This is a genomic window from Vibrio sp. MMH1-50, from assembly GCF_022347645.1.
GTDB lineage: Bacteria > Pseudomonadota > Gammaproteobacteria > Enterobacterales > Vibrionaceae > Vibrio > Vibrio harveyi.
On record NZ_JAKRGG010000008.1, the window covers coordinates 76167 to 101214 of the forward strand.

The following is a 25048-nucleotide window of genomic DNA, read 5'->3' on the forward strand; positions in this document are numbered from 1 at the left end:
ATTTTCTATGCAAAACTATGTTTCTTGTAGTGAGTTTTGTGTAACACGGTCGAATCTTGATTTATTTTTTTTTGAAAAAAAATAAGCCTCTGAAATGCTCAAAGGGATGCTTTTGCACAGTGTGTGAATTGATTGTCTTTTCTGTCGCAAGAGCAGCTTATGTTCCTAAACGAGCATGAATTCAAGGATTGAGAGAGAAGTTATGATTCGATTTAACCTATGTGCAGCTGGGGTTGCCCTAGCACTATCTGGCGCTGCAAACGCGGCTCCAACCGCACCAAGTATCGATATGTACGGTTCCAATAACCTTCAATTTTCTAAAATTGAATTGGCAATGGAAACCACATCTGGCTACAACGACATGGTCAAATACCATGAACTGGCTAAGATCAAAGTGAAATTTAACCAGTGGAGTGGCACATCTGGCGACACTTACAACGTCTACTTTGACGGTGTAAAAGTGGCAACAGGCGCTATCACTGGCAGTCAAACCACGGCTTCATTTGAATATGGTCAAGGCGGCTTGTACCAAATGGAAATCGAAGCGTGTGACGCAACAGGTTGTTCTAAGAGCGCTCCGGTAGAAATTACCATTGCAGATACAGACGGCTCACACTTGAAGCCTCTGACGATGAATGTTGATCCGAACAACAAGAGCTACAACACCGATCCAAGTATCGTGATGGGTACTTATTTTGTTGAATGGGGCATCTACGGTCGTGATTACACTGTCGACAACATGCCAGTTGATAACCTAACTCACATCCTTTACGGCTTTATCCCAATTTGTGGTCCAAACGAATCAGTAAAATCAGTTGGTGGTAACAGTTTTAATGCACTGCAAACGGCATGTCGTGGTGTGAATGATTACGAAGTGGTTATCCATGACCCGTGGGCTGCTTATCAGAAGAGCTTCCCTCAAGCAGGTCATGAATACAGCACGCCAATCAAGGGTAACTACGCAATGCTAATGGCGTTGAAACAACGTAACCCGGATCTAAAAATTATCCCATCTATCGGTGGTTGGACACTTTCTGACCCATTCTACGACTTCGTTGATAAGAAGAATCGTGACACGTTTGTCGCGTCAGTTAAGAAATTCCTGAAAACTTGGAAATTTTACGACGGCGTAGATATTGACTGGGAATTCCCTGGTGGCGGCGGCGCTGCAGCAGATAAGGGTGACCCTGTAAACGATGGTCCTGCATACATTGCATTGATGCGTGAACTACGTGTAATGCTAGATGAACTTGAAGCAGAAACAGGTCGTACTTACGAGCTAACTTCAGCAATCGGTGTTGGTTACGACAAGATTGAAGACGTAGATTACGCAGACGCGGTTCAGTACATGGACTACATCTTTGCGATGACTTACGACTTCTACGGCGGCTGGAACAACGTTCCTGGTCACCAAACTGCTCTTTACTGTGGCTCATTCATGCGTCCTGGTCAGTGTGATGGCAGCGGCGTGGATGAAAACGGCGAACCGTACAAAGGTCCAGCATACACTGCAGATAACGGTATCCAGCTTCTTCTAGCGCAAGGTGTTCCTGCAAATAAACTGGTTCTTGGTACAGCGATGTATGGTCGTGGTTGGGAAGGTGTAACACCTGATACGCTAACAGATCCAAATGACCCAATGACCGGTACTGCAACAGGCAAACTGAAAGGCAGCACAGCTCAAGGTGTTTGGGAAGATGGCGTAATCGACTACAAAGGTATTAAGTCATTTATGCTAGGTGCGAACAACACTGGCATCAACGGCTTTGAATACGGCTATGATGCGCAAGCAGAAGCACCTTGGGTGTGGAACCGTTCGACTGGTGAGCTAATCACATTTGACGATCATCGTTCTGTGTTAGCGAAAGGCAACTACGCAAAATCTCTAGGTCTAGCAGGTCTATTCTCTTGGGAGATTGATGCAGATAACGGCGACATCCTTAATGCAATGCACGAAGGTATGGCTGGCGGCGTCGTTACCCCACCAAACCGTAAACCAACGGCAGCAGCAGGCGTAGACCAAGCAGTAACAGGTCCTGCAAGCGTTGTGCTTGATGGCAGCAACTCAACTGACTCTGACGGTACAATCGCAAGTTACGCTTGGGAGCAAGTATCAGGTACTGCAGTCGTTCTATCTGGCGCGAACACAGCAACAGCAAGCTTTGATGCGGTAGAAGTCGCAGCTGAAGAGCAACTAACGTTTAAGCTGACCGTAACAGATAACGAAGGCGCAACGGCTTCTGATCTTGTTGTAGTCACCGTTAAGCCAGCAGGCGTGATTGATCCACCAAACACAGCGCCAGTTGCACAGGTTTCTGCACCAGCAACGGCAAGCGCTGGTGACGTGGTTGTGATTGATGCTTCAGCTTCTAGCGATGCTGACAACGACACACTAACGTTCGATTGGACGCTACCACAAGGTCTAAATGCTACGGTCAACGGTGCGAAAGTAACGTTCACAGCAGCAGAATACCCACAAGACACAAGCTTAGGCTTCACAGTAAGCGTAAGTGATGGTCAAGCAGTATCAACTGCAAGTGCAACCGTTGTTGTAGCGAAGCACAGCACAGGCGGTGGTACTTGTACTAACGCATGGGATGCAACGGCAGTTTACACTGGTGGTGATCAAGTGACTTACGCAGGTAAAACTTGGGAAGCGAAATGGTGGACTCAAGGTCAAGATCCTAGCAAGTCTGGCGAATGGGGTGTTTGGAAAGAAGTTGGTCCAGCTAACTGTAACTAAACACTGCTAAGGTGTTGTTATTCAGCACCTACCGCTATCAAAATTGTAAAATAGAAAAGGACAGCATCAGCTGTCCTTTTGTTATTCTAGATTTTGATTCACAAGCGCCATCGCTACGATCAACGAGCGTCAACTAAACGGTCAAAACTCTGGAATACCTCATCACACTTCATGACGCGACCATGACCCTGCCCTTGCGTCGTCACCAATTCGACTCGCTCAATCTCATTAGCAGCTTTCGCAGATACACCGTGTTTGGTGAATTTGTCTTGTTCATCATGAACAATGATAGTTTTTGCTTTTCGCTCAGCAAGACGCTTTTCAGGGTCAATGGATTGCAATGGGTAACCAAACTGATCTTCCACTTCCGAAACCACGGCTTTGAATAGCTTCATTGAATAACCCGAACGCGCAATGCTGCCAAACAAGTTTTCTACGTAGTTAAGCACCGGCGCAATCAAAAGCAGTGGCTTGTTTTCTAATTTGCTGTGACGACATTCTAACGCTGACGCAGTACCCATACTGTGCCCCACCAAACCTGCAACATCATCAACAGAATCCAACACGTCCTCTAGACCACGAACAAACCCCGGGATATGCCCATACTGACCATCACTTTCACCATGAGCAGGGTGATCGTAAGCCAAAGCGGTGTAACCCGATGCGGCGATGTGCTCCATCAACGGATAGAACTGACTTGCTGTCCCCGACCAACCGTGAGTCAGCACCCATACCGGACCATTACCAAGCTGATAAGTTTTGATTGCACCAGCATGACCTTGTACTTCACTTTTAATCAGCCCCTGTGGCTCTGCATTTTTAGGCTGAGTACGTGCTGGGGTGAGCAACAGCTTACGCGCGGTCTTTTTTGCATGTGACGGTGCCAACGTATGGTGCAAACGCGTACTGATATTGACCAAGCTACGCTTAACACTGAAGCGCTGCGAAGTATTGAAGTAGATTTTCTCACTCATGATCTTTTCCTTAACTATCAGCTTTGCACAAAATAGAACGGTCGTGCTTTTTATGCTGATAAGAAAGAGCGCTCTATGTCGCTCTTCATTATGAATCTCGTACTATGCCCGTTACCGCGGGGCTAGCGCTTCCATCGAATAAATAAATTATCGATGCCTTGCCAAAACAACCTCTGGCTCTCTTCTTGCCCTTTAATCGAATAAAACACGTGCGCACTTAAATACTGCCCGTATAAATCAAAGGTCGCTTGTCGCGTATCTAAATCGGCGACAAACTCTTGGTTCTCTTTGCCTTTCTTGATTTGAATTTCGAGATAATTCAGCCAAGTATCAATCGATTTACGTAATGCAGCTTGCAACGCACAGCATTCTTCTGCGGTGTCGTTCCAAGCATCAAGGAACATACAGCTACCTTGAAAAGAGTGATTCCACGTCATCCAAGTGTCCAACAGACCGCGTACTTTACGTTCGATATTGCTGTCACCCAACTCACGCGCAGGCGCAATAACCCGCTCTGCGAATACTTGATTGGCAAACTCCAACACCGATAGTTGAAGGTTCAACTTGGAATTGAAGTGAGCAAACAAGCCACTTTTCGACATGCCACACTGCTTCGCCAACTCACCTATAGTGAGACTTTCCAACCCGTTTTCACTCGCCAGTTGGAATGCACGCTGCAGTATCAGCTCTTTGGTTACTTTTCCTTTTTTCATAAATACATTTTTAGCACGGTCGTACTTTTTTACAATATAAAGTTTACTGGTCAAACCAATGTATACCCTCTGACACACTCACGATCGCAATACATTGAGCAACTCAATGAATACGAATTTTCGAAATTTGAGATGGGTCTGAATTTCACAAACTGGTTACTATCAATTGCACATGAGTTGATTTTTTACCGCGATGAGCAAGCTATTAGCTGTTAATTTCTCAGCGATTTTTCACTTTTTTAGGTAAGTATTTATGGCAACCACAAAGAAAATTGCCAGTTTAGAGTTCGCCCGCATCATCGCAATGTTCGCGATCGTTGGGCTTCACTGTCAAATGGCACTCACGTACTGGCAATGGGATGAGGTACCTTGGGTTGGGTATATGCTTAACCAATTGGCTCGCTTTGCTGTACCACTGTTTTTCCTCATCTCCGGTTATCTAATCCAGCCTAAACTCAGCGCAAATCCCGTTGAAACACTGAAAAACTACGCTAAGCCCTTGCTTAAGATATGGCTGGTTTGGAGTGCGATTTGTCTGTTAATGCCGTTCCGTTGGCAAGTGGTTGCGGAGGCAGGCTATCTCGCTGAGCGACAAGGCTATTGGGGCTACTTGATGTCGAACCCAATTAACTCGCTGTTAGAAGGCGGCTTAGTTCATTTGTGGTTCATTCCTGCACTTGTGATTGCTGTCGCTATCATTGCATTGCTGGTTCGTGTTGGCATGGCGCAGTTGCTGCTCCCGACGGCAATATTGTTGTACGTCTATGGGGTACTCGCAGGCAGTTACATCACACTGACTGAGCTACCAGCGCCCTTCTTTACTCGCAATGGTCCGTTCTTCAGCACATTGTTGGTTGTGCTTGGTTACTTAGCGAGACAACACCAGTGGCAATGGTCTCGTAATAACACCATTCGCTTGATTTTGGTTGGTATGGCGCTGCACTTTGCCGAAGCCTATTATTTGATGAACGACGAGATCGCCTTTAATTCACACGACTTCTTATTTGGCACTGTGATCTGGTCTTTAGGCGTATTCATGTGGCTTCTTGCCCATCCAAACTTTGGCAATATGCCATGGGTGTTTAAGTGGTCACCGAGCATTTTAGGTATCTACGTGAGTCATTTGCTGGTGATCATCATCATGATGAACATGGCAGGTATATTAGGGCTAGAAAACTTAGCTAAAGACGCCTTTATTTACCCAGCAACCATTGTGGTAACCCTGCTACTTGTAAAAGGCATTGAAGCTACGCCGCTGAAAAAACTATTACTGCGCTAAATCCATTCAGCACTATGTATGGTCTGTATTACCACTTTTTGGCTAGTGCAGACTTTATAAAAATGAGAGCTCTCTCTCACTCGCCAAAATTATCATTTCTAATACTTTGTAATTTGCTTTCACTCACAAAAAACATTGTTCATTTACTTTAAATTTATCCGACATCAACAAAATGCTCATTAAACGGAGGCGGTATGTGGGCAGGTCAGGGACTCGTTCCTTTTTTAGAAATTAGCCATTGGTTAACCTATGGTTTATACGCTGCAGTAATCCTATTTGGCGCGGCGAGCATTGCGTCACTCAGAAAGTAGTGGCGCAAGCTACATCAATTCAAAACTCCTACCGTTAATTCGAGCTTACTCACACTTAACCTATTAATATGTGGCTAAAATTTCTCCAGTCAGACAAGGAGAAATGTCTATGCCAATCTACCCAATTGTCGCGTTTTGCTGTTTGATATTTTCTAGCTCCACGTTTGCAGCTGCGACCAGTGAACTTAACCTCGTCAATTCCACCGTCGGTTATGCCGCACTGATTTTCTTCACCATTGCCTACATTCTGGTAATGCTGGAAGAATACCTACAAATGCGAAAATCCAAGCCTGTACTGCTCGCTGCGGGATTAATCTGGATTTTAATTGGCTATACCTTTGCCCAACACAACCAAGCTGACGTTGCTAAAGCCGCACTGGAACACAACCTTTTGGAATACGCTGAACTTTTATTGTTCCTATTAGTGGCGATGACCTACATCAATGCGATGGAAGAACGCAGACTGTTTGATGCACTGCAAGCGTGGATGATTGGCAAAGGTTTTGATTTCAAAAAGTTATTTTGGCTCACAGGTAGTCTTGCATTTGTGATTTCTCCTATTGCCGATAACTTGACCACAGCGCTATTAATGTGTGCAGTAGTGATGAAAGTTTCTGGCGACAACCCAAGATTTGTCAATCTTGCCTGTATTAACATCGTCATTGCCGCAAACGCTGGCGGCGCATTCAGCCCATTTGGCGATATTACGACTCTGATGGTTTGGCAGGCAGGACACGTCAGCTTTGCTGAGTTTATGCCGTTGTTTGTACCTTCTCTAATCAACTACGTCATACCTGCATTCATCATGTCGTTGTTTGTACCAAACACAAAGCCAGATACGGTTCATGAGCACATCGAACTGAAACGTGGTGCAAGACGTATCGTTGGCTTGTTTATCCTGACCATTGCAACAGCGGTTTCCTTCCACGCCGTTTTACACTTCCCTCCAGTGGTCGGCATGATGATGGGGCTCGCTTATCTGCAATTTTTTGGCTACTTCCTGCGAAAAACACTCAAACATTCTCTTGCCAAAAAAGCCGCAATGGCGATTGCCAACGGGGATGACTACGCGCTGAAACGTCTGGGTTCTGTTGTACCATTTGATGTCTTCCACCGTGTGTCTCGCGCCGAGTGGGACACCTTATTGTTCTTCTACGGCGTAGTGATGTGTGTTGGCGGTTTGAGTTTGCTTGGCTATCTCGAACTGGTTTCCAACGTGATGTACACCGAGTGGAATCCAATTTGGGCGAACGTCATGGTGGGGATACTTTCTGCCATCGTCGATAACATTCCAGTGATGTTTGCTGTGTTAACGATGGACCCAAGCATGTCGATGGGTAACTGGTTGTTGGTGACACTAACAGCAGGCGTTGGCGGTAGCTTACTGTCGATTGGTTCTGCTGCTGGCGTGGCTCTCATGGGCGCAGCGAGGGGGCAATATACTTTCTTTGGTCATCTCAAATGGGCACCGGTGATTGCTCTTGGGTACGCAGCGAGTATTGCCGCGCACCTTTGGATGAATGGCAGCTTGTTCACTTAAACTGCCTTAATTCATCGGAATAATTCTTATCGGTCTGATGGGTGGTTCACGCCATCCATCACCTCTATCTCTCCCAGCTCATACGGATTTACGCCCTCTAAGCAGCCAACGTTATAGCCATATTCACTCGGATTAGAGCGGCGCTGATGGTGAGTGTAGATGCCACATTCTCCACAGAAGAAATGCTTAGCTGTGTTGGTATTAAACTGATAAAGCTTGAGTACTTCCTCACCTTGAGTGATACGAATTCCGTTCAACGGTACCGATGCCACAATCGCACCGCGACGTCGGCACATGGAACAATCACAGCGTCGAGACTTCTCGATTCCATTCGGTAATGACAGTTCGATTTGCACTTTTCCACAATGACAAGAAAGCTTATGCAAAGGCTGAATTGTCGTACTACCCACTTGTTTAATCATGATTTTTCCTTGTTCCTTCCCTGTACACCTAAAGTGTGTTGTTCTTTCATGATGTTTTTTTGAGCTGCATGGTAAGGAGGTATCATGAGCAAAAAACACTCCAAATCATGCCTAGACTAATGTAACTGATAAGCGGTGGGAAAAACCACTTCAGCTTATGAAGAGCACCGACCGTGTATACAACAAGCCCAAACATAGAATGACCTTCGAAGGGATACTATACCGACTTCACACAGGCATTCCCTAGCGTGATTTATCTGCAGCGTTTAGTGAGTGGAGCGCTGTTTATCGTCACTCCAATCACTGGTCCAACGACGGTTTTTTAACCCGCTTATTCAATGAATTAGCCAAGAATCCAGATTACGAGAGGGGTTGCTGATGGCTGGATTGTTAAAGCTCATCAACACAGTACCGGTGCTGCACCAAGGGGCAGTGAATGTATTGGAAAAGCCGAGTGTATGGTTCAGCGAAAGTGACCTGGGTATAGATTTCGGGAAGGTTGCCCGAGCTAGAAAGAAGAGGTAGAGCGTGCTGACCATATTAAGCTCAACACGCTCAAGGGGGTTCAGTTACTTAGTGAGCATCTCAGCCTTAACAGCCTGCCACGCTTTATGCTCGGGTGTGGTCAGGTGGATAGGACCAAACGTACGCTCTGGGATGATTTTATCACTCAGCCTTTCTACCTCTCTGGCCACAAAGCTGCTAAACCAGATCTGATTAGGCATTCCGGGCCAATACTCGGTGAGCTGCTGACGCAGATTATCCAGCTCGTTCAGGCGACCTTTGATCTCGTTCAGCGCCTGATGCTGTGGTTTAAACAGCAACCGGGTGAACCAGTTTGAAGAAGCCTTCTCCATGTTGGTGACTTTATCTCTAAGTTCTATCAGCGCCTGCTTAACAGGAAGCCGGGTAACCGGAAGGCCTTTCTCTCTGATCTCTGCTGTTATCGGCAACTGCTCTAGGTTGAGTTCTATCTCTCCGGCAAGACCGCGGTTTTCTCCGCTGACAGCTTTGACCATATCCCGCAGTTGCGTTAGTGATTCGTTACCGTGCAGCGGGGCGCTGGTCATTCTGGTTATAGGGACCGAGCGGAACTCTAGCTCCGGCCAATTTGTTCTGGCGTGCACCTGCAGATGACGGGCGAGTTTAACCCGAGCCATCAAAGCGGGCTGTTGATCCCGAGAGAGTTTGATCTCTTTGGTCAGCGCGGCTTTTTCACGGTTCTCAAGTATCAGAAGCTTTTGTTGTTCGGCCTTTTCTGCAGCTTTAATCGCCTCATCACTCGGCGCGCGAGTTGTCAGCCGGTTGCTGCTGTCCCACTTCAGGTAGTGGCGCAGTGCGCCAGTTTCACTCTGCACCGCTTTTTTGACCAGATTTACCAGGCTGCTTGAGCCAGCAGAAAAACGGGTATCAAAGCCCCGGTGACCTTTAAGCAGCGCTTCGAGAAATCCTTTCAACTCCTGGCGATCTTTAGGACAACTCAGCTTCATTTCGCCGTTTGCCACATTTAAGAAACGGCTGAGCATGGGATCGCCGCTTTCCAGTTGCGTTTTCAGTTTCTCCTGGTGTGAGGCCGCTTTCTTGCCAGTGAGCAGGTAGTCGGACAGTATCTGGTTGATACCGTCTGAGATCATATTACGTTCACTGGAAGTAAATTTAATCTCAGTTTTCGGTGGCTCGGCAGCAGGAGCCGGCGCGTTTTTTGGCGCTGCTTCAGCTTTTGTTTCCTGAGGCTTAGCTTTGGTTGTCTGCTCCGCTTTAGTCACCGCTTCGGCAGGCAGTGTTTTAGCGGCTTTTACCTTGCCGTGAGAAAGGCGCAGGTACGAGCCCAAAATATTGTCTTTGCTCTCTAAAGGTCGGGTTAACGCTTTATACATAGAGCCGAACCTTGAGTGACCCTCTAGCATCAGGTTAAACATTTCTGCCAGTTTTTGCGGCGAGCGGGGCAGTCTGATGACCCTGACTTTTTCCTGATCATCTATGGTGATCCGTCCCTTGATCTCTTCCATCTCACAATATCCGCGCAGAAACTCGCCATGCTTCTCCGGTTTATTGTCTACGTATTGTTGCAGTGCGCTGCTAAAAGCTTTGGCAAGTGGCGTGAGATCCTCATCATGGATGCGAGGCGCACTCTGCAAACCTACAGGGTTCTGGCTTAGCGGCTCACTCATGCTCTGTGTTGAATGCGCAGCCCCCGGAAGTTCTGATTTAGATTTTTCCAGTTTCGGCGCCTGTTTCGGTGCACTCTGATGTACATGAGAGACACCTTTAAACAAGGTGTTGAGAAGTTTAGTTACCGGCATAATGACTCCTTAACCTTTTAACAGGTGCGCGTCACAAAACAGAGAAGGTGCTTTAGCCTCTTCTTTTAAAGGGGCTTGAAGAGCGTTTCTGGCATCAGTCGCTGTGGTAATAAAGTTGCCAAGCAGGTTCGCCAGTAGTTCCAGCTCCAACCCTTCAATCGGGTGCTGGTAGCGCAGCAGAACCTGATCGCCTTGCGGACTCAGGGCGTAGTGTGCCTGACGCAAGACGGGATTTTCAAAGTTGTGCTTAAGAAGACGGGTCAGGTGACGCTCTCTCTGCACCTCCGACAGAGCCCCTAATTCTGCAAGAAACTGAAGGTGGTTGCTTCCCGCTGCCATATCGATTGCCAGCTCGATGCCTTCTTCAGTCAGCAGTGCACAACGTCCAAAGTTATCAAGCTCTAAGCAGTCCAGTTGCCAAGTGTTACCCAACTCGAGAAGCAGGTTGTTCAGAAAGGTTTGGTCGGCCGTCATCAGCACCTCCAGATACAGTCGGGGAATGAGTGTTCAGACTACCGCGCATGCAAGGGGAATTTCTTTCATTATTAGGCAAGGTTTTTTAGGTTTATTAAGCAAACGCTGATGCCAGTGGGCGCGCTATTTGACCGTTTATCGCAAGCCTGCTGTTGCGCTGGATACATAATATTGCGGCTCTGCAGCTTGGTACTTACCTCTACTCACCCTGGATATCAGAGACGCTGGCTAAAGGCGTGTTAGTTCTTGTGCTGGTGCGCAGCGGACTTGTAATGCGGAAGCAAGGAAAGGTAGTAAGGTGGTTGCCGATGCGCTGTTGAACAAAATACGTACAGCAAAGAGCAACATGCCCTAGCTTAATGTGTAAAGTCTGTTAAACAGTTAACATCCGCGCAATCTAGGTCGAAAACTCGACATCAATCACTTTTCACGACATTTTATTCAGCGATTTATCACTATTTGGTTGGCGTTTTGCTAACCGCATCCGTTTTGGTTTCGTTCTTACAGCTAAAACGGCTTTAATACCAAGGAAAATACTTTTATGGATAAAGATCATAGCCTTAGAGAAAACCTCTTGGCCTTGACGCTCGGTAGTGCGTTGGTGTCACTTGGGGTTATCTTCTTCAGCAAGGTGGGATTGCTCACTGGCGGAACGGCCGGTTTGGCGATCTTCCTTACCAAGGTCAGTGACTTCAGTTTTGGCCAGATATTCTTCGCACTGAACCTGCCGTTCTACATTCTCTCTGTGATGCGCATGGGTTGGCGTTTTACCATCAACACTTTTATTGCGGTTTCGATCGTGTCTTTTGCGGTAGACCATTTGCATCATGTGATTGAGATTTCTCGTATTGAGCCCGTGTACGCAGCGCTACTCGGTGGTGGTTTGATTGGCATGGGCATGCTGGTAATTTTCCGCCACAAGATGAGTTTAGGTGGCTTCAACATCTTGGCGCTTTTTCTTCAGGAACGTTTTGGTATTCGAGCAGGTAAAGTACAAATGGCTCTGGACTGCACCATCGTAGTGATGTCGCTGTTTATCGTTGATGTTTACTTGATTGCTCTTTCTGTACTTGGCGCTGTGGCGACCAACTTGATCTTGGCGATGAACCACAAACCTGGGCGTTATCAGCCCAAGCCGCAGCCAGTATAAACGCAATAAACGACGAACTTAGTCTTAGCGTTCAACAGCAGCTAAAAATAAAATCCCCGAGCAATATCTCGGGGATTTTTGTTTTCAAAATTAATTTAGATGATAGCGTCGTAAGCTTAGATAGCGATGATAAGCCCCTATTCTTCAAGCACTATTTTGCCGCTGCACCGGTTAGCTTACTGAGTACACCACTCACCTTCGTCAGCACTTCATCACACCCTTCAATACCGTGGCGCTCTTTTAGATACATTGGGTTGTTGTAAGCAAGCCATGTCTTACCTTCTGCATCCTCATAAACCAGCACTTTTTGCGGTAAATCAATCGCCACTTCTTGTGCACATTGCATCAATAGCGTCCCTACTTTTGGGTTGCCAAACACGATCACTTCTGTTGGTCGTAGCGTCATATCGACCTTCGCCGCATTCTCTTGATGGTTCACGCGAGCAAACACATTCAACCCTTTACCCTGAGCAATCTGAACAAATTTATTCGCTGTATCTTGTACCGAATGTTGGCTTGCAACGCGGATAACACTCTCTTCTGCGAGGGTCGAAAATGACGCCAGAGCAACAACCAACCCAACTGTGATTACTTTTACCATCTGCAAGTTCCTTATTTTTACTATATCCAAAAATTATATACCCAAGTCACCGACTCGCGAGCATGTGGACTCAGGTCATGACTTCCCGTAATCACAATAGACCGACCAACTGGCAATAATTGATTCAGATTAATAAAGCGTTAATCAATCCAACATTAAAACTGTGAAGCACATAAAATACGCAACCTATTTTATTGAGTAAGAGTTAACTAGTGACACGCGATCAATTTGAGTTATTAGCGCCAGGTGGCGATTTAGATTCCATTAAAGCGGCCATTGCTGCAGGTGCCGATGCCATCTACTGCGGACTTGACCGCTTTAATGCACGTAACCGCGCAACCAACCTCACCTTAGATAACTTGAACGGCGTATTACAGTTGGCGCATCAGCACAATTGTAAAATTTTCCTCACGTTGAACGTGTTAATTTTGGAAAGCGAAATTCCTGCTATCGTTCGCTTACTTAGCCAGTTGAACAACACCGCGATTGACGGCGTAATCGTGCAGGATCTTGGTCTTGCTTACATTCTCAAGAACCACTTCCCAGAGTTAGATGTACACGCTTCAACCCAGCTCAACACTCACAATGAAGGACAGATTCTGTTCCTCAATCAGTTGACAGCGAGCCGCGTGAACCTCTCTCGTGAACTCAATATCCATGAAATAAAACACCTAGCTCAGTTCGGTCGTCAGCACAACGTGATGATGGAAGTGTTCGTTCACGGCTCTTACTGCATTGGTTTCTCTGGCATTTGCTACATTAGCTCAGCGCGTAATGGTGCATCGGGTAACCGTGGACGCTGCAGTCAGCCTTGTCGTGAGCAATACGAGACAACCAAGACAGGCAACAGCTACCCGCTCAACATGAAAGACAACTCAGCTTTTGGCGATCTACAAGCACTTGCCGATGCAGGTGTGTATTCATTGAAAGTAGAAGGTCGCATCAAGAAATCCCACTACGTATACACCGTCGTCGATAATTGGCGTAAGCAGATTGATCGCTTATGTGATGGCGTAGAGCTGTCGAGCGATACCACAGAGTTGTACACCGTATTCAACCGTGATTTCTCCAACGCATTTTTGCAAGGCGACTTCGGTAAAGCGATGTATATCGACAACCCACGCGACCATGCGGTGAAACACTTCTCAAAGATATACAAATGCGAATCCGCGGACGATGTGCAAACCGTGAAGAAGAAGCTGTACGACGACAAAACCACAATCATCGAAAAAGTCGCCGAGAAGACGCAAGACTTCGACGTCACGGCAACACAAACCTCAGGCAGTAGTTTAAAAGGCGCCATTGATGTACCGAGTTTACCGACGCTACCTCAGCCACAAGAGCGTGAAGGGACAGCAAAACTATCGGTACTGATTTCGTCGCTAGAAGATGCTTCGCTGTGCAAATATCGCGATGTCGATGTGTACTTTCAACTACCAATGGGATTAGCGAGCGAGTTAAACGCCATGGTCGACTTATTCCAAGAAAACACGGCGTTGAAGCCTTGGTTCCCTGCAATTTTGATTGGCGACGATTACCAAGCTGCACGCAAGTTCTTAGACATTATCCAACCAGAGCTGCTGATCACCAACAACTCTGGCGTAGGCATACTCGCTCAAGAGCTTGGATTAGGTTGGGTTGCAGGTCCACAAATGAATACGGTGAACTCATACTCATTTAAGTGTTTGCAAGAAGAATTCGCGGCACGCGGAGCATTTATCTCAAACGAGCTGAACATGAAGCAAATGCGTCATATTAAACGCCCACACAACATGCGCAGTTACTACAGCATTTACCACCCAAATACGCTCTTAACCAGTCGCCAATGTTTGTTCCAACAAACCGAAGGTTGCCGCAAAATCAAGGTTAACAAAGGTTGTTTGAAGCGTTGTGATAAACGCACATCAATCATCAACCTCAAAGACAACCCATATGTGGTACAAAAGCAAAAAGGCAGCCATAACGCAATTTACAGCGAACATAACGTGCTGAACCTGCAAATACTGCAAGATTTGCCGCAACTGTTTACAGACGTGTTGATTGACCTACGTGATATCCAGACAGAAACCAAAGTCACAATCACCAAACCTGAGCTAATAGAGGCTTTTTCAACGCTGCTTGATGAACACAATGAGCAGAATCTAGACGCTCTGAATGTTGCGATTCACCCTACTGCTAATACTCAGTATTTAAAAGGCTTATAAGCGAATAGAGCAAGATTGCACTCGCACAATTTATGGAAGACTTATACCCAATGAAGCAAGAAACGCTCAGCTACTTTGATGATCTGAATTACAACGTTGTGACGCAATCAGAAGACGTCTATGAGCTCACGCAAAACCGCACGGGGTTGACGGTAGAGCTCAACTTCTCTGCTCTTGGTAAAGGCAAATTGCCCGCAGAAAGCGCGCAAAAAACTGATAAGAAACTTTATTTTATCGATATTGATGACATCGAAAACATCGGTTTTGAAGCACTCGAATCTTTTGTCATCAGGCTGAATGAACATTGTTCCATGGTGGTGTTTGAGGAAGAATTCTTTGAACAAAGCATGAAAGAGATGTGGATGTTCTTATCGAATGATCCACGTGATCGTGACGTGTTCAACGACAGTAAGTTCTATCGGGCTTAATACCCACATCATAACGGTTAAAATGTCATAAAGATAAAAAGGTGCTAGAAGACCTAGCACCTAGGTAAACATGTCATCGGGGGGAGTTTACCAAATATAATCAGTTGTTAGGGTCAACAGACCCTAGAGCTTTCCTTCACTTCCGCACATATGGATCTTATCCATCACCACCTGTTTCATCGCCGCTTTACCAGGCGTGATGTATTTACGAGGGTCGTTTGCGTCAGGGTGATGCGCAAAATGTTGTTTGACCGCATTTGAGAACGCGATCTTCAGCTCAGTCGCCACGTTCACCTTGCACACGCCAAGGTCAATACAACGACGAACCATTTCATCAGGAACACCTGATGCGCCATGCAGTACTAACGGAATATCGACAACACCACGGATTTTATCTAAGCGGTTAAAGTCGAGTTTAGGCTCCGCTTTATACAAGCCATGAGCTGTGCCAATTGCCACAGCTAACGAATCAATACCAGTACGACGAACAAACTCTGCGGCAGAAGCTGGGTCGGTCATTAGTGCATCGGCACTGTCGACAATCAGATCGTCTTCTTGACCGCCTAAACGACCTAACTCAGCTTCGACACTTGCGTCGAATCGGTTACAGTATTGAACCACCGAGCGCACAATCTCTATGTTCTGATCAAACGCATAATGCGAACCATCAATCATTACAGAACGAATACCGTGATCGACCTTAGTACAAATGTCTTGTAGGTCTTCATGGTGATCAAGATGAAGAACCAACGGGATTGAATGCTTATGTGCAGCTTCTTTACAAATACTGATCAGGTAATCGGTGCCCGCATAATCAAAAGTTCCCGGCGTGCCTGCGAGAATCACTGGGGAGCCCATCTCTGAAGCGGTTTCAACAATGACTTGGACCGTCTCTAAGTTATGAATATTAAATGCAGGCACCGCATAACCAGCTTGTTGAGCACGTTTTAGCATTTCACGGGAAGAAATTAGATACATAAAGCCTCCTGACTTGGTACGGATGCATCAAACACAAGACGCGCATTGACCCAAGTTTTTACAATTGAGAAATCTGATTTAACAGCGACCATAGATGCGCGCTTTCCGGCTTCTAGGGTGCCTAATTGGTGTTGCAAACCTAACGATTGAGCCGGAGTTAACGATGCCATCAACCAAGCTTGCTCTAGTGGGATGTTTAGCCATTTATGAATATTTTTAACTGCTTGCGGCAAAGTCAAAGTGCTGCCTGCCAAGCTTCCACTTTCTGTAGTAACGACACCGCCTTTCATTTGCACTTCGTATTCACCAAGCGTGTAGCGACCATCAGGCATGCCTGTCGCACTCATAGCATCGGTAATCAGCGTCATACGTTGACCACAACAGCGATGCGCGACATCTATAGCAGCAGAGTGAACGTGATGCCCATCGGCAATCATTTCGACATAGCTATTGGGGTGGATAAGCCCTGCCCCAACGACTCCTGGATCTCGGTGATGTAGACCACGCATGCCGTTGTAGCAGTGGACAATGCCATTTGCGCCCGCATCCAACGCCTGTTTCACTTGGTCGTAACTCGCATCGGTATGCCCAAGCATCACGTTAATACCCTGTTTATTCAGGTAACGAATCGCATCGATTGCCCCGTCTTTTTCTGGAGCCAGTGCGACGGTGACGAGCTGGTCATCACAATAAGAAATCCACTGCTCCAACTCTTCGAGCGATAAATCTCTAAACCATGTCGTCGGGTGCGCGCCGCGATTCTTCTCGGTGAAATAAGGTCCCTCTAGATACGCACCTAAGATCTCAGCACCATCAACGCCATGTCGTTTACTCACAGCAACTTGCTTTAACGCGGCACGAATTTTTGCCACAGGAGCGGTTACGGTTGTGGCAACAAATGCGGTAACGCCCAAGCTCGCGAAATAGCGAGACATCGTATTGAGGCTGTCATGCTCGGCATCCATAACGTCACAGCCTTTGGCTCCATGCACATGACTGTCAATCAGGCCGGGTAGTATGCTCACCTCACCTAAGTCAATAAAATCAATATGTTCATGAGGGTTGAATGGCTCAACAGAATCAATCACCCCATTTTCGTCGATGCGAATTAGCCCATCATCAAGCCATCTATCACCTTGCAATACACGCTGAGCTCGGTAGCAAGAATGCCTTGCACGATCTTGTTCAGATGCCATCTTCTTCTACCGTTCCCACATGTTTAGCTTTCTCAGCCATTTCAGCACTCAACGAGGTAATGCCACGATGCCCACAAGCCAGCGCTTGATCGCGAAACTCAGCGAGATCGAATTCATCACGTTCCAAAAGCATCTCAGCCGCCATCTGCATGTTTGTTCCCGTTACAACCTGGACATCGTCACGCTCTTGACTGATCAGTGATGCGGTACGAAAAGGTGTACCTCCCAACAAATCAGTCAAGAAAACAATACCTTCGCCAGAATCAACTTCATTAATCGCCTCGCGCATTGACACTTCCAGTTGCGGAGTCGTTGCCTCTTCTGGAAAGTCGATAAACTTAAATTGAGGTTGCTCCCCAATAACCTGAAACACCGCTTTGGCAAGACCGGAAGCAAACCCTCCGTGACCAGATAGAATTACAGCAATCATTTACGTTTCCTTAATGGGGCAGAGCACTCCACCCCAATGTTTTGTGTGTCCAATGTGATTTATAAGAAACCCATAAAACGCCCAACAACGCCTAACACCACGGTGATACCGATAAGTTTTAGCGGGCTCCAACCACGCTTGACGAGCGCGTACATAGCTAGGGTGTAGACCAATGGAAGAAACGCTGGCATGAGTTTATCGATCACATCGCCTTGCAGTTTCACCACGGCATCACCGGCGGTAATTTCTGCGGTCGTCGATAGACGAACATAAGTCGCCACCAAAGCACCGATCACCGTCATACCTACCATCGAAGCCGCGTGTCCGACTTTCTTCGTGTTGGCTTTGATAACAGGGATAGCAGCAACCCCCATGCGATACGCATAATGTGCGAGACCAAATCGCAGACCAAAATGCACCACGTTAAACAGCACAATAAAGAACACCGCACCCATGATGGAGCCTTGCAGCGCAAGGTCTGCACCGATGCCGCCACAAATAGGAAGAAGAGTCAGCCAGAACATCGCATCACCGATGCCCCCCATTGGTGCACCAACCGCAATCTTAGTGCTCTGAATACTGCTGACGTTTTGCTTGGAGCGTTCCATCGCCAGAACGATCCCCATGACAAATGTCACCAAGAACGGGTGAGTATTGAAGAACCCCATATGACCTTGCATTGCTTTAGATAGGTCAGCTTTATTGGTGTGAATCTTCTTCAGCGCAGGCAGTAGTCCGTACAACCAACCAGAAGCCTGCATACGTTCGTAGTTGAAAGACGCTTGGAGTAACAGCGAGCGCCACGCCATACGATTGATGTCTGCTTTGGTTAGATCTGCACCAATCTCTTTATTTTCATACTCATCTTCAGCCACGCCAGGAGCTGGCTGCACATCAACATTTTGGCTACGAAGGTCGAGTTCGTTACTTACATTAGATTCCATCTTCAAAGTCCTCAGCAGGTGCAGTTACAGGAGTGGGTTCCGTTTTACGCATGAAGTCGATAATGGCCATGGCCGTCGCAGCCGCGGCAATCGCTAAGATTGGCAGTTGAAGCCAAGCAGCAGCGACGAAACCAAGGATGAAGTAAGGGATGTAGGCGTTCTTCATCATGATTTTCATCAAGACAGCAAAGCCAATTGCAGGCATGATGCCACCAGCGACGCCTAAGCCATCAATGAGATCTTTCGGTAGTACTTCAACGATTTTCCCTGCATGTTCAGCCCCAAGATAAACGGGCAAGAATGCACAAAGAAAGTAGAAAGAACCGAGTACAGCAAGTGCCATATAGTTCACGCGTTCAATACCATTGGTATCCGCATTTTGTGCGTACTCGTCACACTTAGACATGACCGCAGACATTGCAGAAAAGAGCAGCGTAATGCCCATCTGTACGGCAACGGCGAAAGGCACAGCGACACCAACCGCAACATTTGGCTCGACTTTGGTTGTAATCGCGAAAGCCGTACCCACGATGGTACCGATGATAACGTTTGGTGGTTGAGCCCCCGCAAGAGGGGCAAGTCCCATCCAAATCAATTCAAGCGTACCGCCGACCAAGATACCGGTTTGCAAGTCGCCTAAAATCAGACCAACAAGTGGACCAAGCACCACCGGACGGTGGAAGTGAGTAAGACCATTAAATAAATCTAGGCCAGCAAAAAAGGCTAAGATGCCGAGCATCAAGGCCTGTAAGAGTCCTATTTCCATGATTTCTTTCCTATTGTTAGATAAGAGTAAAGAGGTCAGTCGCACTTTCAGTTGGCACCCCTTGGATCGTGCATTTCACCCCTAGGGCTTTTAATTTTTCAAACTCCGCAACGTCTTCAGTTCCGACTGAAACCGTCTTGGCAATTTGCTTTTTCCCCTCAACGTAGTGCATGTTTCCGACGTTGATATTGCTAATTGGCACACCACCTTCCACCAATTGGCGGAAATCTTTTGGTGTGCGACAAACCATTAGAATTCGTTGGCGTTCAGCCGCTTTATGGATGGTGTCGATGGTCTTTTTCACCGTCCAAAATCGGATTGCGATGCCATCTGCTAGCACCATCTCCATTAAGTTCTGTTGAATGGTGTCTTCTGCTACCTCATCGTTCACAACGACAATAATGTTGGCATCCGCAAAACCTACCCATTGCACACCCACTTGCCCATGGACGAGGCGCTCATCAATACGACTTAACACGATATTTGGCATGGTCTATTCCTTTTCGAATCCGTTACTTGTTGAATGGGTAGATGGTGACACCTTGCACCACACGATTGACTTCACCGGTTGGGCACGGATTGTCCGGTCCAAATCCCAGTTGAAGTGATTTTTCAAATGCCAACATTTGGCAGAAGAGAATGAATGGGAAGCACAGCCACTGATCGCCCAAGTCCAATCTCCCAAATTCAAAAACATCATCTTCGTTGAGAGACAGTTCTGTGAGAGCAATATGAGCTAATGCTTGTTTGTCGCGGCGGATCTCATTGAATAAATCCAGATCGTACCCACGGGTATAAGCGTCACTTGATAGCAACTGGATCACGACCGCTTTATCGTTAATGGTGAATTTAGGACCATGGCGGAAGCCAAGAGATGAGTCGAAAGCCGTCATCACTTTACCTGCACTTAGCTCAAGCGATTTGAGTGATGCTTCACGGGCAAGCCCTGCAAAACCACCGCTACCAATTACGATTAAACGCTCATAAGGCTGGCTAGCGAGCGCCTTAATAGCAGACTCCCATTGCTCTAACTTGGCTTCGCAAAGTGCTGCTACCACTTCAATTTGTTCATGCCATTGCTTTGGAGACTGACCACCAAATAACGTCAGCGTAGACATCAACATACAACTGAAGCTCGATGTCATCGCAAAGCTCTTATCATTTGAGCCTTCAGGCATGATCACGCAGCAAGCATTTTGTGCAGTTCGAGCGTAATGAGAGAGTTCCCCGTCACGGTTACACGTCAAGAACAAGTGATGACAATGAGGAACAAGCTGATCGACAAGAGCAACAGCAGCAACACTTTCCGGGCTATTACCAGAGCGGGCGTAAGAAACGACCAACGTCGGACGACTCGGGTCCAGATACTGTTCCGGGTTTGACACTAAATCCGTGGTTGGGATGGACTCAACTTGAAATCTCAGCCCCTCTTGAATAAATGGTGCTGCCGCATCGCCGACAAATGCAGATGTGCCCGCACCAGTCAAAATAATGCGTAGGTCTGGCTGCTCAAGCAGAGGCGTTAGAAAATCGCGGATTGCCTCATACTGCTCTTCTAAAATGGTAGAAAGTGCTCGCCATAACTGAGGTTGATGACTGATTTCTTGAGCCGTATGAACACCATTACGTTGTTCTAACCATGGCAACTCATAGCCTAAAACTGAACTCATTTGGTCGTCTCCTTGCTAGCCACTGAATTGGCGTAACAGGCTTCGGAATAGACTTGTGTCACTTCCATTATCTTGTGCACGACAATCTCAGCAGGTTGATTTTGAATTTGATGTTGAGAAATTGCCTTAGCTTGGTTGGGTAAATATTGGCTAAGGATTGTGATTGGCAGAGGGTGAGCAGCTAAGTTGTCAAACAGAGCTTGCTGCGCTGCTTTAACCTCTGGATGATTCCAGTAGTAACGGATGCGATCACTCAAGCTGTAGCTGCAATCGAGATATTGTTGATGCCCTTTGCTGAAGTAGTGAGAACGCCAATAATTAGGTTGCTCTCTCATCACTTGTTCTATGGTTTCGCGTAAGTGAGAAGCATGATGAGCGCCTAACCACTCTTTCTCCGCAGAGTCCAGACCATACAAGGCTTCACGCAAAGCAAATGTGAGAGCTGGACCGACTTTGAGAATCGCAAAATGATCGCGAATCAGTTGGTGATATGCCTCTGGGTTTTGGTAATCCGTAGAATGCGCTTCGAAGACCAGATTTGGTTGGCTGTCGATCATATTGCTTAACGATCGCGCTGCCGCACTGTGGTAGTGATGTACTGAGTGGTGATCAAATTCCACTCCTGGTTGCACCACTAAGCCAATCACACGAGGCCAAACATAGCTAAGCCCGATATCACTGAACGTTTGATGATGAGCATTTAGCGTTGCCAATGCTTCTTCCGCTTTCGTCACTTGAATACCTTCTTCTTCAAGCGAATCAAGAGCACCACCTGGCGTTGGAACTTCCGTGCCAACCACATACACTGGCGCTTCACCACCGACCGTTTTCCATGCTTGCTCTGCCACCAAACATAACTGGGCAGCACGCTGCGCCATTAGCTCTTCACTCAGCGGTACCTCGTCATCGGCACAAGGCATTGAACAATCGAGATGAATCTTCTTAAAGCCCGCGCAAACATAGTCTCGAATCATTTGCGCTGAATATTCCATTGCTTGGCTTGCTGGTAAGTGCTGCCAACAGTTAGGACCAAGATGATCGCCACCCAATACCACGTTCTCAGCGGGAAAATTAACCCGCTCAGCCAAATCAAATACGTGGCTCGCGAAATCTTGTGGCGTCATTCCGGTGTAGCCACCAAACTGATTAACTTGATTTGACGTTGCCTCAATCAAAACCAGTTGCTCATTTTGCGCAGCCTGCTTTATCGCAGCTTCAAGTACTAAGGGATGAGCAGAACACACAGCATAAATACCGGTAAGCTGACCTTGTTTGTGTTGCTCGATTAGGGAAAGTAACGCTTTCATTTTGATTCCTAGTTAACGATTTGATCCGCAATGACGACATCTACGCCAAGTTCAATAAGGGATTGGTGCGTGTTATGGGGAATGTTGCGATCAGTGACCAAGACGTCGATCTGGCTTGCAGCTCGGATCATGCAAAAGCTTTTGCGCCCAAATTTGCTTGAATCGGTGACAGCAATGACTTGGCGAGCAACCTCACACATAGCGCGATTCACCTGAGCTTCTTGATTGTCCGGCGTAGTCACGCCAGCAAGCAGGTCGAATCCATCCACGCCCAAAAACAGCTTGTCAAAAAGGTAAGATCGAATTTGCTGTTCACCATGGTTACCTATCAGTGAACAAGAAGCGCGACGCAAGCTACCTCCAACCACATGTAACTCGACGTTTTCCATCTTGCTAAGTTGGTAGGCGGTATTGAGGGCGTTGGTCATCACAACCAATTGCTGTTTATTGACCAAGTACTGCGGCATAAGACCTATCGTGGTACCGGAATCCAAAATGATCGCTTCACCATCTTGAATAAGGCTCGCAGCAGCCTGTGCTATCGCTTGTTTCGCACTGCGATTAAGTTGATCTTTGCGGTAGAGCGGTTGGTCAAAGGCAAAGTTAGGGTTGAGTGTTGCGCCACCATAACAGCGAAAAACACAGCCTTCTTTTTCTAGAAGATTGAGGTCGTGGCGAATGGTGACAGCCGATACATTGTAATGCTCGACAAAGTCGTCCACTTTTCCTGAACCATGACGACAAATATGAGCCATGATTTGCTGTCTTCGTTCTGCACTGTTCATTCACCAACTCTCCTTTCGTTCCATTTCGCTTTCCGTTAGAAATGTTTCGATTTTCTTTTCGTTGGTATTAAAACAGGGCGAAGTTAGGAAAAGTGAAAGCTAGATCACAGTCATTTTTCTTTCGTTTTCACCCCAAAAAACCTTTCACTTCATAAAAAACGAAAGGCTTTTCTTTCGTTATTAAATTGAAAGTAATCACAAAGGGGCGCATAAAAACTCACTTTCGATACAAGGAAAGTGAAAGGCAGGATGAAATAGAGTTAACAGCTGTCGTTTCGAACTACAGCCTGCGTGAGATCACAAAATGCAATATCGGTTATTTTTTTGAAGGTCGATGAAGTCGTTAGAAGACGTTTTTTTGATACTGAAGTTGCACAAAGGTTTAAGTCGATCAGAAATAATCTTCACGATATTGATAGAAAAACCAATATCACTAATCACTAATCAACAATACGTACATCAACGCCCATTGAAGTGAGATGTTCAAAGTAATCGGACGGGATGCCACTGTCAGTAATGAGCATATCAAGTTGCTCTGGTCGGGCAATAAGGCAAAAACTCTGACGAGAAAACTTTGATGAGTCGGTTACGGCAATAACGACTTGTGCCGCGTCAAGCATTCTTCGATTAATGTCAGCCTCACCCTGATGAGGAGTCGTGACGCCAGTGGATTTGTCAAAGCCATCCACACCTAAAAAGAGCTTGTTAAAGCGATAGCCTGCGAGGAAGTCCTCACCACTCAAACCGTGGACGGAATAAGAATTCTCACGCATGGTGCCTCCAGTGACCATAACAGAGACATTACTTTGATTGGCAAGGTGATAGGCGATGTTAATGCCATTAGTCATGACGACAAGATCATTCTTACCTTTCAAGTGATAAGCAATTTGCTCTGTGGTTGAACCAGAGTCGAGAATGATTTTATCGCCGTCCGCAATCAACGAGGCAGCATACTCTCCGAGCTTCGCCTTGATATTACTGTTGAGCTGCTTTTTATCATTGAGAGGACGTTCAAACGCAAACTGATTATTCAACAGTGCTCCGCCATAACAACGTTTGACGCAGCCTTGTTTCTCTAGATAGTTGAGGTCATTTCGAATGGTCACTTCTGACACATCATATTGCTTGGCAAAGTCACTCACTTCACCTCGCTGGGCGTTCTGGATGAACCGCAAAATCTCTTTGCGCCTTAATGATGCGTTTAATTTCATAAAAGTTGATCACCGATAATAAGCTATAGATGTAATGATAGGTACTCGTATCTGTTTATAATGCAACCTTTCTTTAATGCTATCAAATTGAAATCGAGAGCGTATTCACGCCAAAAAAGACGATAGCATGACTGTGAGTGTTATACGCTTCAAACTCACATCAACATTTCTTGAACACTCGCCTTGCACTGACTACAATGGCGCACTTTTTTTACGGACTTCAAGGTCACACAAAATGACAGATACAGCTAAACCAGCTCTACCAGATCGCCTAGCGGGTAACCCACGTAGCCCATTCTTCATCAAAGAATGTTTCGATCACCAAATCGGTATCCGTTTTAACGGCAAAGAGCGTACTGACGTAGAAGAATACTGCATCAGCGAAGGTTGGGTAAAAATTGCTTCTCCTAAAGCAAAAGACCGTTTCGGTAACCCAATGCTTATCAAACTTAAAGGCGAAGTTGAAGCGTACTACGTGTAAGCTGACCACGCTGAATTTCTTTGAAAGCTCGAGTCTGACTCGGGCTTTTTTAATGCCTGCCATATCCCCTCCTCGTTTAATCTAATCCCTCTTCTTTTCAGTACAAGTTATTAAGAAATCGATGTAAATCGCTGTTTT

General features: G+C 46.5%; 23 protein-coding genes and 1 pseudogene. 8 read left to right on the top strand and 16 right to left on the bottom strand.

Annotated elements, in window-relative coordinates; all coding sequences use genetic code 11:
* Positions 1 to 202: 202 nt before the first annotated feature.
* Positions 203 to 2743, top strand: coding sequence for a glycosyl hydrolase family 18 protein (locus MHO32_RS08520; RefSeq protein WP_239211194.1), 2541 nt, complete (start codon positions 203 to 205; stop codon positions 2741 to 2743).
* A gap of 119 nt (positions 2744 to 2862) precedes the next feature.
* Here the strand turns inward: MHO32_RS08520 and MHO32_RS08525 are convergent, their stop codons facing one another.
* On the bottom strand, positions 2863 to 3717 hold the full coding sequence (locus MHO32_RS08525; RefSeq protein ID WP_017818347.1) for an alpha/beta fold hydrolase: 855 nt from the start codon (positions 3715 to 3717) through the stop codon (positions 2863 to 2865).
* A 122-nt stretch (positions 3718 to 3839) separates the two neighbouring features.
* On the bottom strand, positions 3840 to 4430 hold the full coding sequence (locus tag MHO32_RS08530) for a TetR/AcrR family transcriptional regulator (protein ID WP_239211195.1): 591 nt from the start codon (positions 4428 to 4430) through the stop codon (positions 3840 to 3842).
* A gap of 253 nt (positions 4431 to 4683) precedes the next feature.
* Between MHO32_RS08530 and MHO32_RS08535 the strand changes: the two genes are divergently transcribed.
* Both MHO32_RS08535 and nhaD read left to right on the top strand, forming a co-directional pair.
* Positions 4684 to 5709: an acyltransferase gene (locus tag MHO32_RS08535; RefSeq protein ID WP_053049923.1), complete on the top strand. Its 1026-nt coding sequence runs from the start codon at positions 4684 to 4686 to the stop codon at positions 5707 to 5709.
* 420 nt (positions 5710 to 6129) lie between these two features.
* Positions 6130 to 7560, top strand: a complete 1431-nt coding sequence (gene nhaD, locus MHO32_RS08540; protein WP_239211208.1) for a sodium:proton antiporter NhaD — start codon at positions 6130 to 6132, stop codon at positions 7558 to 7560.
* A 26-nt stretch (positions 7561 to 7586) separates the two neighbouring features.
* Here the strand turns inward: nhaD and MHO32_RS08545 are convergent, their stop codons facing one another.
* A complete protein-coding gene (locus MHO32_RS08545; RefSeq protein ID WP_053052555.1) occupies positions 7587 to 7982 on the bottom strand; it encodes a GFA family protein in 396 nt (131 codons plus the stop codon).
* 107 nt (positions 7983 to 8089) lie between these two features.
* Between MHO32_RS08545 and MHO32_RS08550 the strand changes: the two are divergent.
* Positions 8090 to 8434, top strand: a pseudogene (locus MHO32_RS08550) (transposase); the annotation flags it as partial.
* Between the two features lie 117 nt (positions 8435 to 8551).
* On the opposite strand, the gene MHO32_RS08555 reads toward MHO32_RS08550, so the two are convergent.
* Positions 8552 to 10285, bottom strand: coding sequence for a hypothetical protein (locus tag MHO32_RS08555; protein ID WP_239211214.1), 1734 nt, complete (start codon positions 10283 to 10285; stop codon positions 8552 to 8554).
* Positions 10286 to 10294: 9 nt separating this feature from the next.
* Positions 10295 to 10759 carry a CesT family type III secretion system chaperone gene (locus tag MHO32_RS08560; RefSeq protein ID WP_009696607.1) on the bottom strand — a complete coding sequence of 155 codons (465 nt, stop codon included), beginning with the start codon at positions 10757 to 10759 and terminating at the stop codon, positions 10295 to 10297.
* Between the two features lie 541 nt (positions 10760 to 11300).
* Between MHO32_RS08560 and MHO32_RS08565 the strand changes: the two genes are divergently transcribed.
* Positions 11301 to 11909, top strand: a complete 609-nt coding sequence (locus tag MHO32_RS08565) for a YitT family protein (RefSeq protein ID WP_005448966.1) — start codon at positions 11301 to 11303, stop codon at positions 11907 to 11909.
* Between the two features lie 151 nt (positions 11910 to 12060).
* Here the strand turns inward: MHO32_RS08565 and MHO32_RS08570 are convergent, their stop codons facing one another.
* The gene (locus MHO32_RS08570) at positions 12061 to 12510 is read right to left on the bottom strand and encodes a DUF302 domain-containing protein (protein ID WP_239211215.1); all 450 of its coding nucleotides are present in this window, start codon (positions 12508 to 12510) and stop codon (positions 12061 to 12063) included.
* Between the two features lie 212 nt (positions 12511 to 12722).
* On the opposite strand from MHO32_RS08570, the gene MHO32_RS08575 reads away from it, so the two are divergent.
* A complete protein-coding gene (locus tag MHO32_RS08575; RefSeq protein WP_239211217.1) occupies positions 12723 to 14714 on the top strand; it encodes a U32 family peptidase in 1992 nt (663 codons plus the stop codon).
* A gap of 32 nt (positions 14715 to 14746) precedes the next feature.
* Positions 14747 to 15142, top strand: coding sequence for a hypothetical protein (locus MHO32_RS08580; RefSeq protein WP_336246142.1), 396 nt, complete (start codon positions 14747 to 14749; stop codon positions 15140 to 15142).
* 123 nt (positions 15143 to 15265) lie between these two features.
* On the opposite strand, the gene MHO32_RS08585 is transcribed toward MHO32_RS08580, so the two are convergent.
* The 10 genes from MHO32_RS08585 to agaR (MHO32_RS08630) form a co-directional block, all read right to left on the bottom strand.
* On the bottom strand, positions 15266 to 16120 hold the full coding sequence (locus MHO32_RS08585; RefSeq protein WP_005448957.1) for a tagatose bisphosphate family class II aldolase: 855 nt from the start codon (positions 16118 to 16120) through the stop codon (positions 15266 to 15268).
* Complete coding sequence (gene nagA / locus MHO32_RS08590) at positions 16111 to 17316, bottom strand: N-acetylglucosamine-6-phosphate deacetylase (protein WP_239211226.1); 1206 nt, start codon at positions 17314 to 17316, stop codon at positions 16111 to 16113. The genes MHO32_RS08585 and nagA overlap by 10 nt, the downstream gene beginning before the upstream one ends.
* Positions 17306 to 17746, bottom strand: coding sequence for a PTS galactosamine/N-acetylgalactosamine transporter subunit IIA (gene agaF, locus MHO32_RS08595; protein ID WP_239211233.1), 441 nt, complete (start codon positions 17744 to 17746; stop codon positions 17306 to 17308). The genes nagA and agaF overlap by 11 nt, the downstream gene beginning before the upstream one ends.
* A 59-nt stretch (positions 17747 to 17805) precedes the next feature.
* Complete coding sequence (gene agaE / locus MHO32_RS08600) at positions 17806 to 18690, bottom strand: PTS N-acetylgalactosamine transporter subunit IID (protein WP_005448950.1); 885 nt, start codon at positions 18688 to 18690, stop codon at positions 17806 to 17808.
* Positions 18680 to 19456 carry a PTS N-acetylgalactosamine transporter subunit IIC gene (gene agaW / locus MHO32_RS08605; RefSeq protein WP_005448948.1) on the bottom strand — a complete coding sequence of 259 codons (777 nt, stop codon included), beginning with the start codon at positions 19454 to 19456 and terminating at the stop codon, positions 18680 to 18682. The genes agaE and agaW overlap by 11 nt, the downstream gene beginning before the upstream one ends.
* Before the next feature lie 16 nt (positions 19457 to 19472).
* The gene (gene agaV / locus MHO32_RS08610) at positions 19473 to 19946 is read right to left on the bottom strand and encodes a PTS N-acetylgalactosamine transporter subunit IIB (protein ID WP_005448946.1); all 474 of its coding nucleotides are present in this window, start codon (positions 19944 to 19946) and stop codon (positions 19473 to 19475) included.
* A 22-nt stretch (positions 19947 to 19968) separates the two neighbouring features.
* Positions 19969 to 21126, bottom strand: a complete 1158-nt coding sequence (locus MHO32_RS08615; protein ID WP_005448944.1) for an SIS domain-containing protein — start codon at positions 21124 to 21126, stop codon at positions 19969 to 19971.
* Positions 21123 to 22433, bottom strand: coding sequence for a D-tagatose-bisphosphate aldolase, class II, non-catalytic subunit (locus MHO32_RS08620; protein WP_239211239.1), 1311 nt, complete (start codon positions 22431 to 22433; stop codon positions 21123 to 21125). Before MHO32_RS08620 ends, MHO32_RS08615 begins: the two co-directional genes overlap by 4 nt.
* Before the next feature lie 8 nt (positions 22434 to 22441).
* Positions 22442 to 23218 (bottom strand): transcriptional repressor AgaR, encoded by a 777-nt coding sequence (agaR, locus tag MHO32_RS08625; protein ID WP_005448941.1) that lies wholly within the window; start codon positions 23216 to 23218, stop codon positions 22442 to 22444.
* A 440-nt stretch (positions 23219 to 23658) separates the two neighbouring features.
* Positions 23659 to 24429: a transcriptional repressor AgaR gene (gene agaR, locus MHO32_RS08630; protein WP_038868859.1), complete on the bottom strand. Its 771-nt coding sequence runs from the start codon at positions 24427 to 24429 to the stop codon at positions 23659 to 23661.
* A 235-nt stretch (positions 24430 to 24664) separates the two neighbouring features.
* Between agaR (MHO32_RS08630) and MHO32_RS08635 the strand changes: the two genes are divergently transcribed.
* Positions 24665 to 24910: a DUF3297 family protein gene (locus tag MHO32_RS08635; RefSeq protein ID WP_005448935.1), complete on the top strand. Its 246-nt coding sequence runs from the start codon at positions 24665 to 24667 to the stop codon at positions 24908 to 24910.
* The last annotated feature ends 138 nt before the right edge of the window (positions 24911 to 25048 follow it).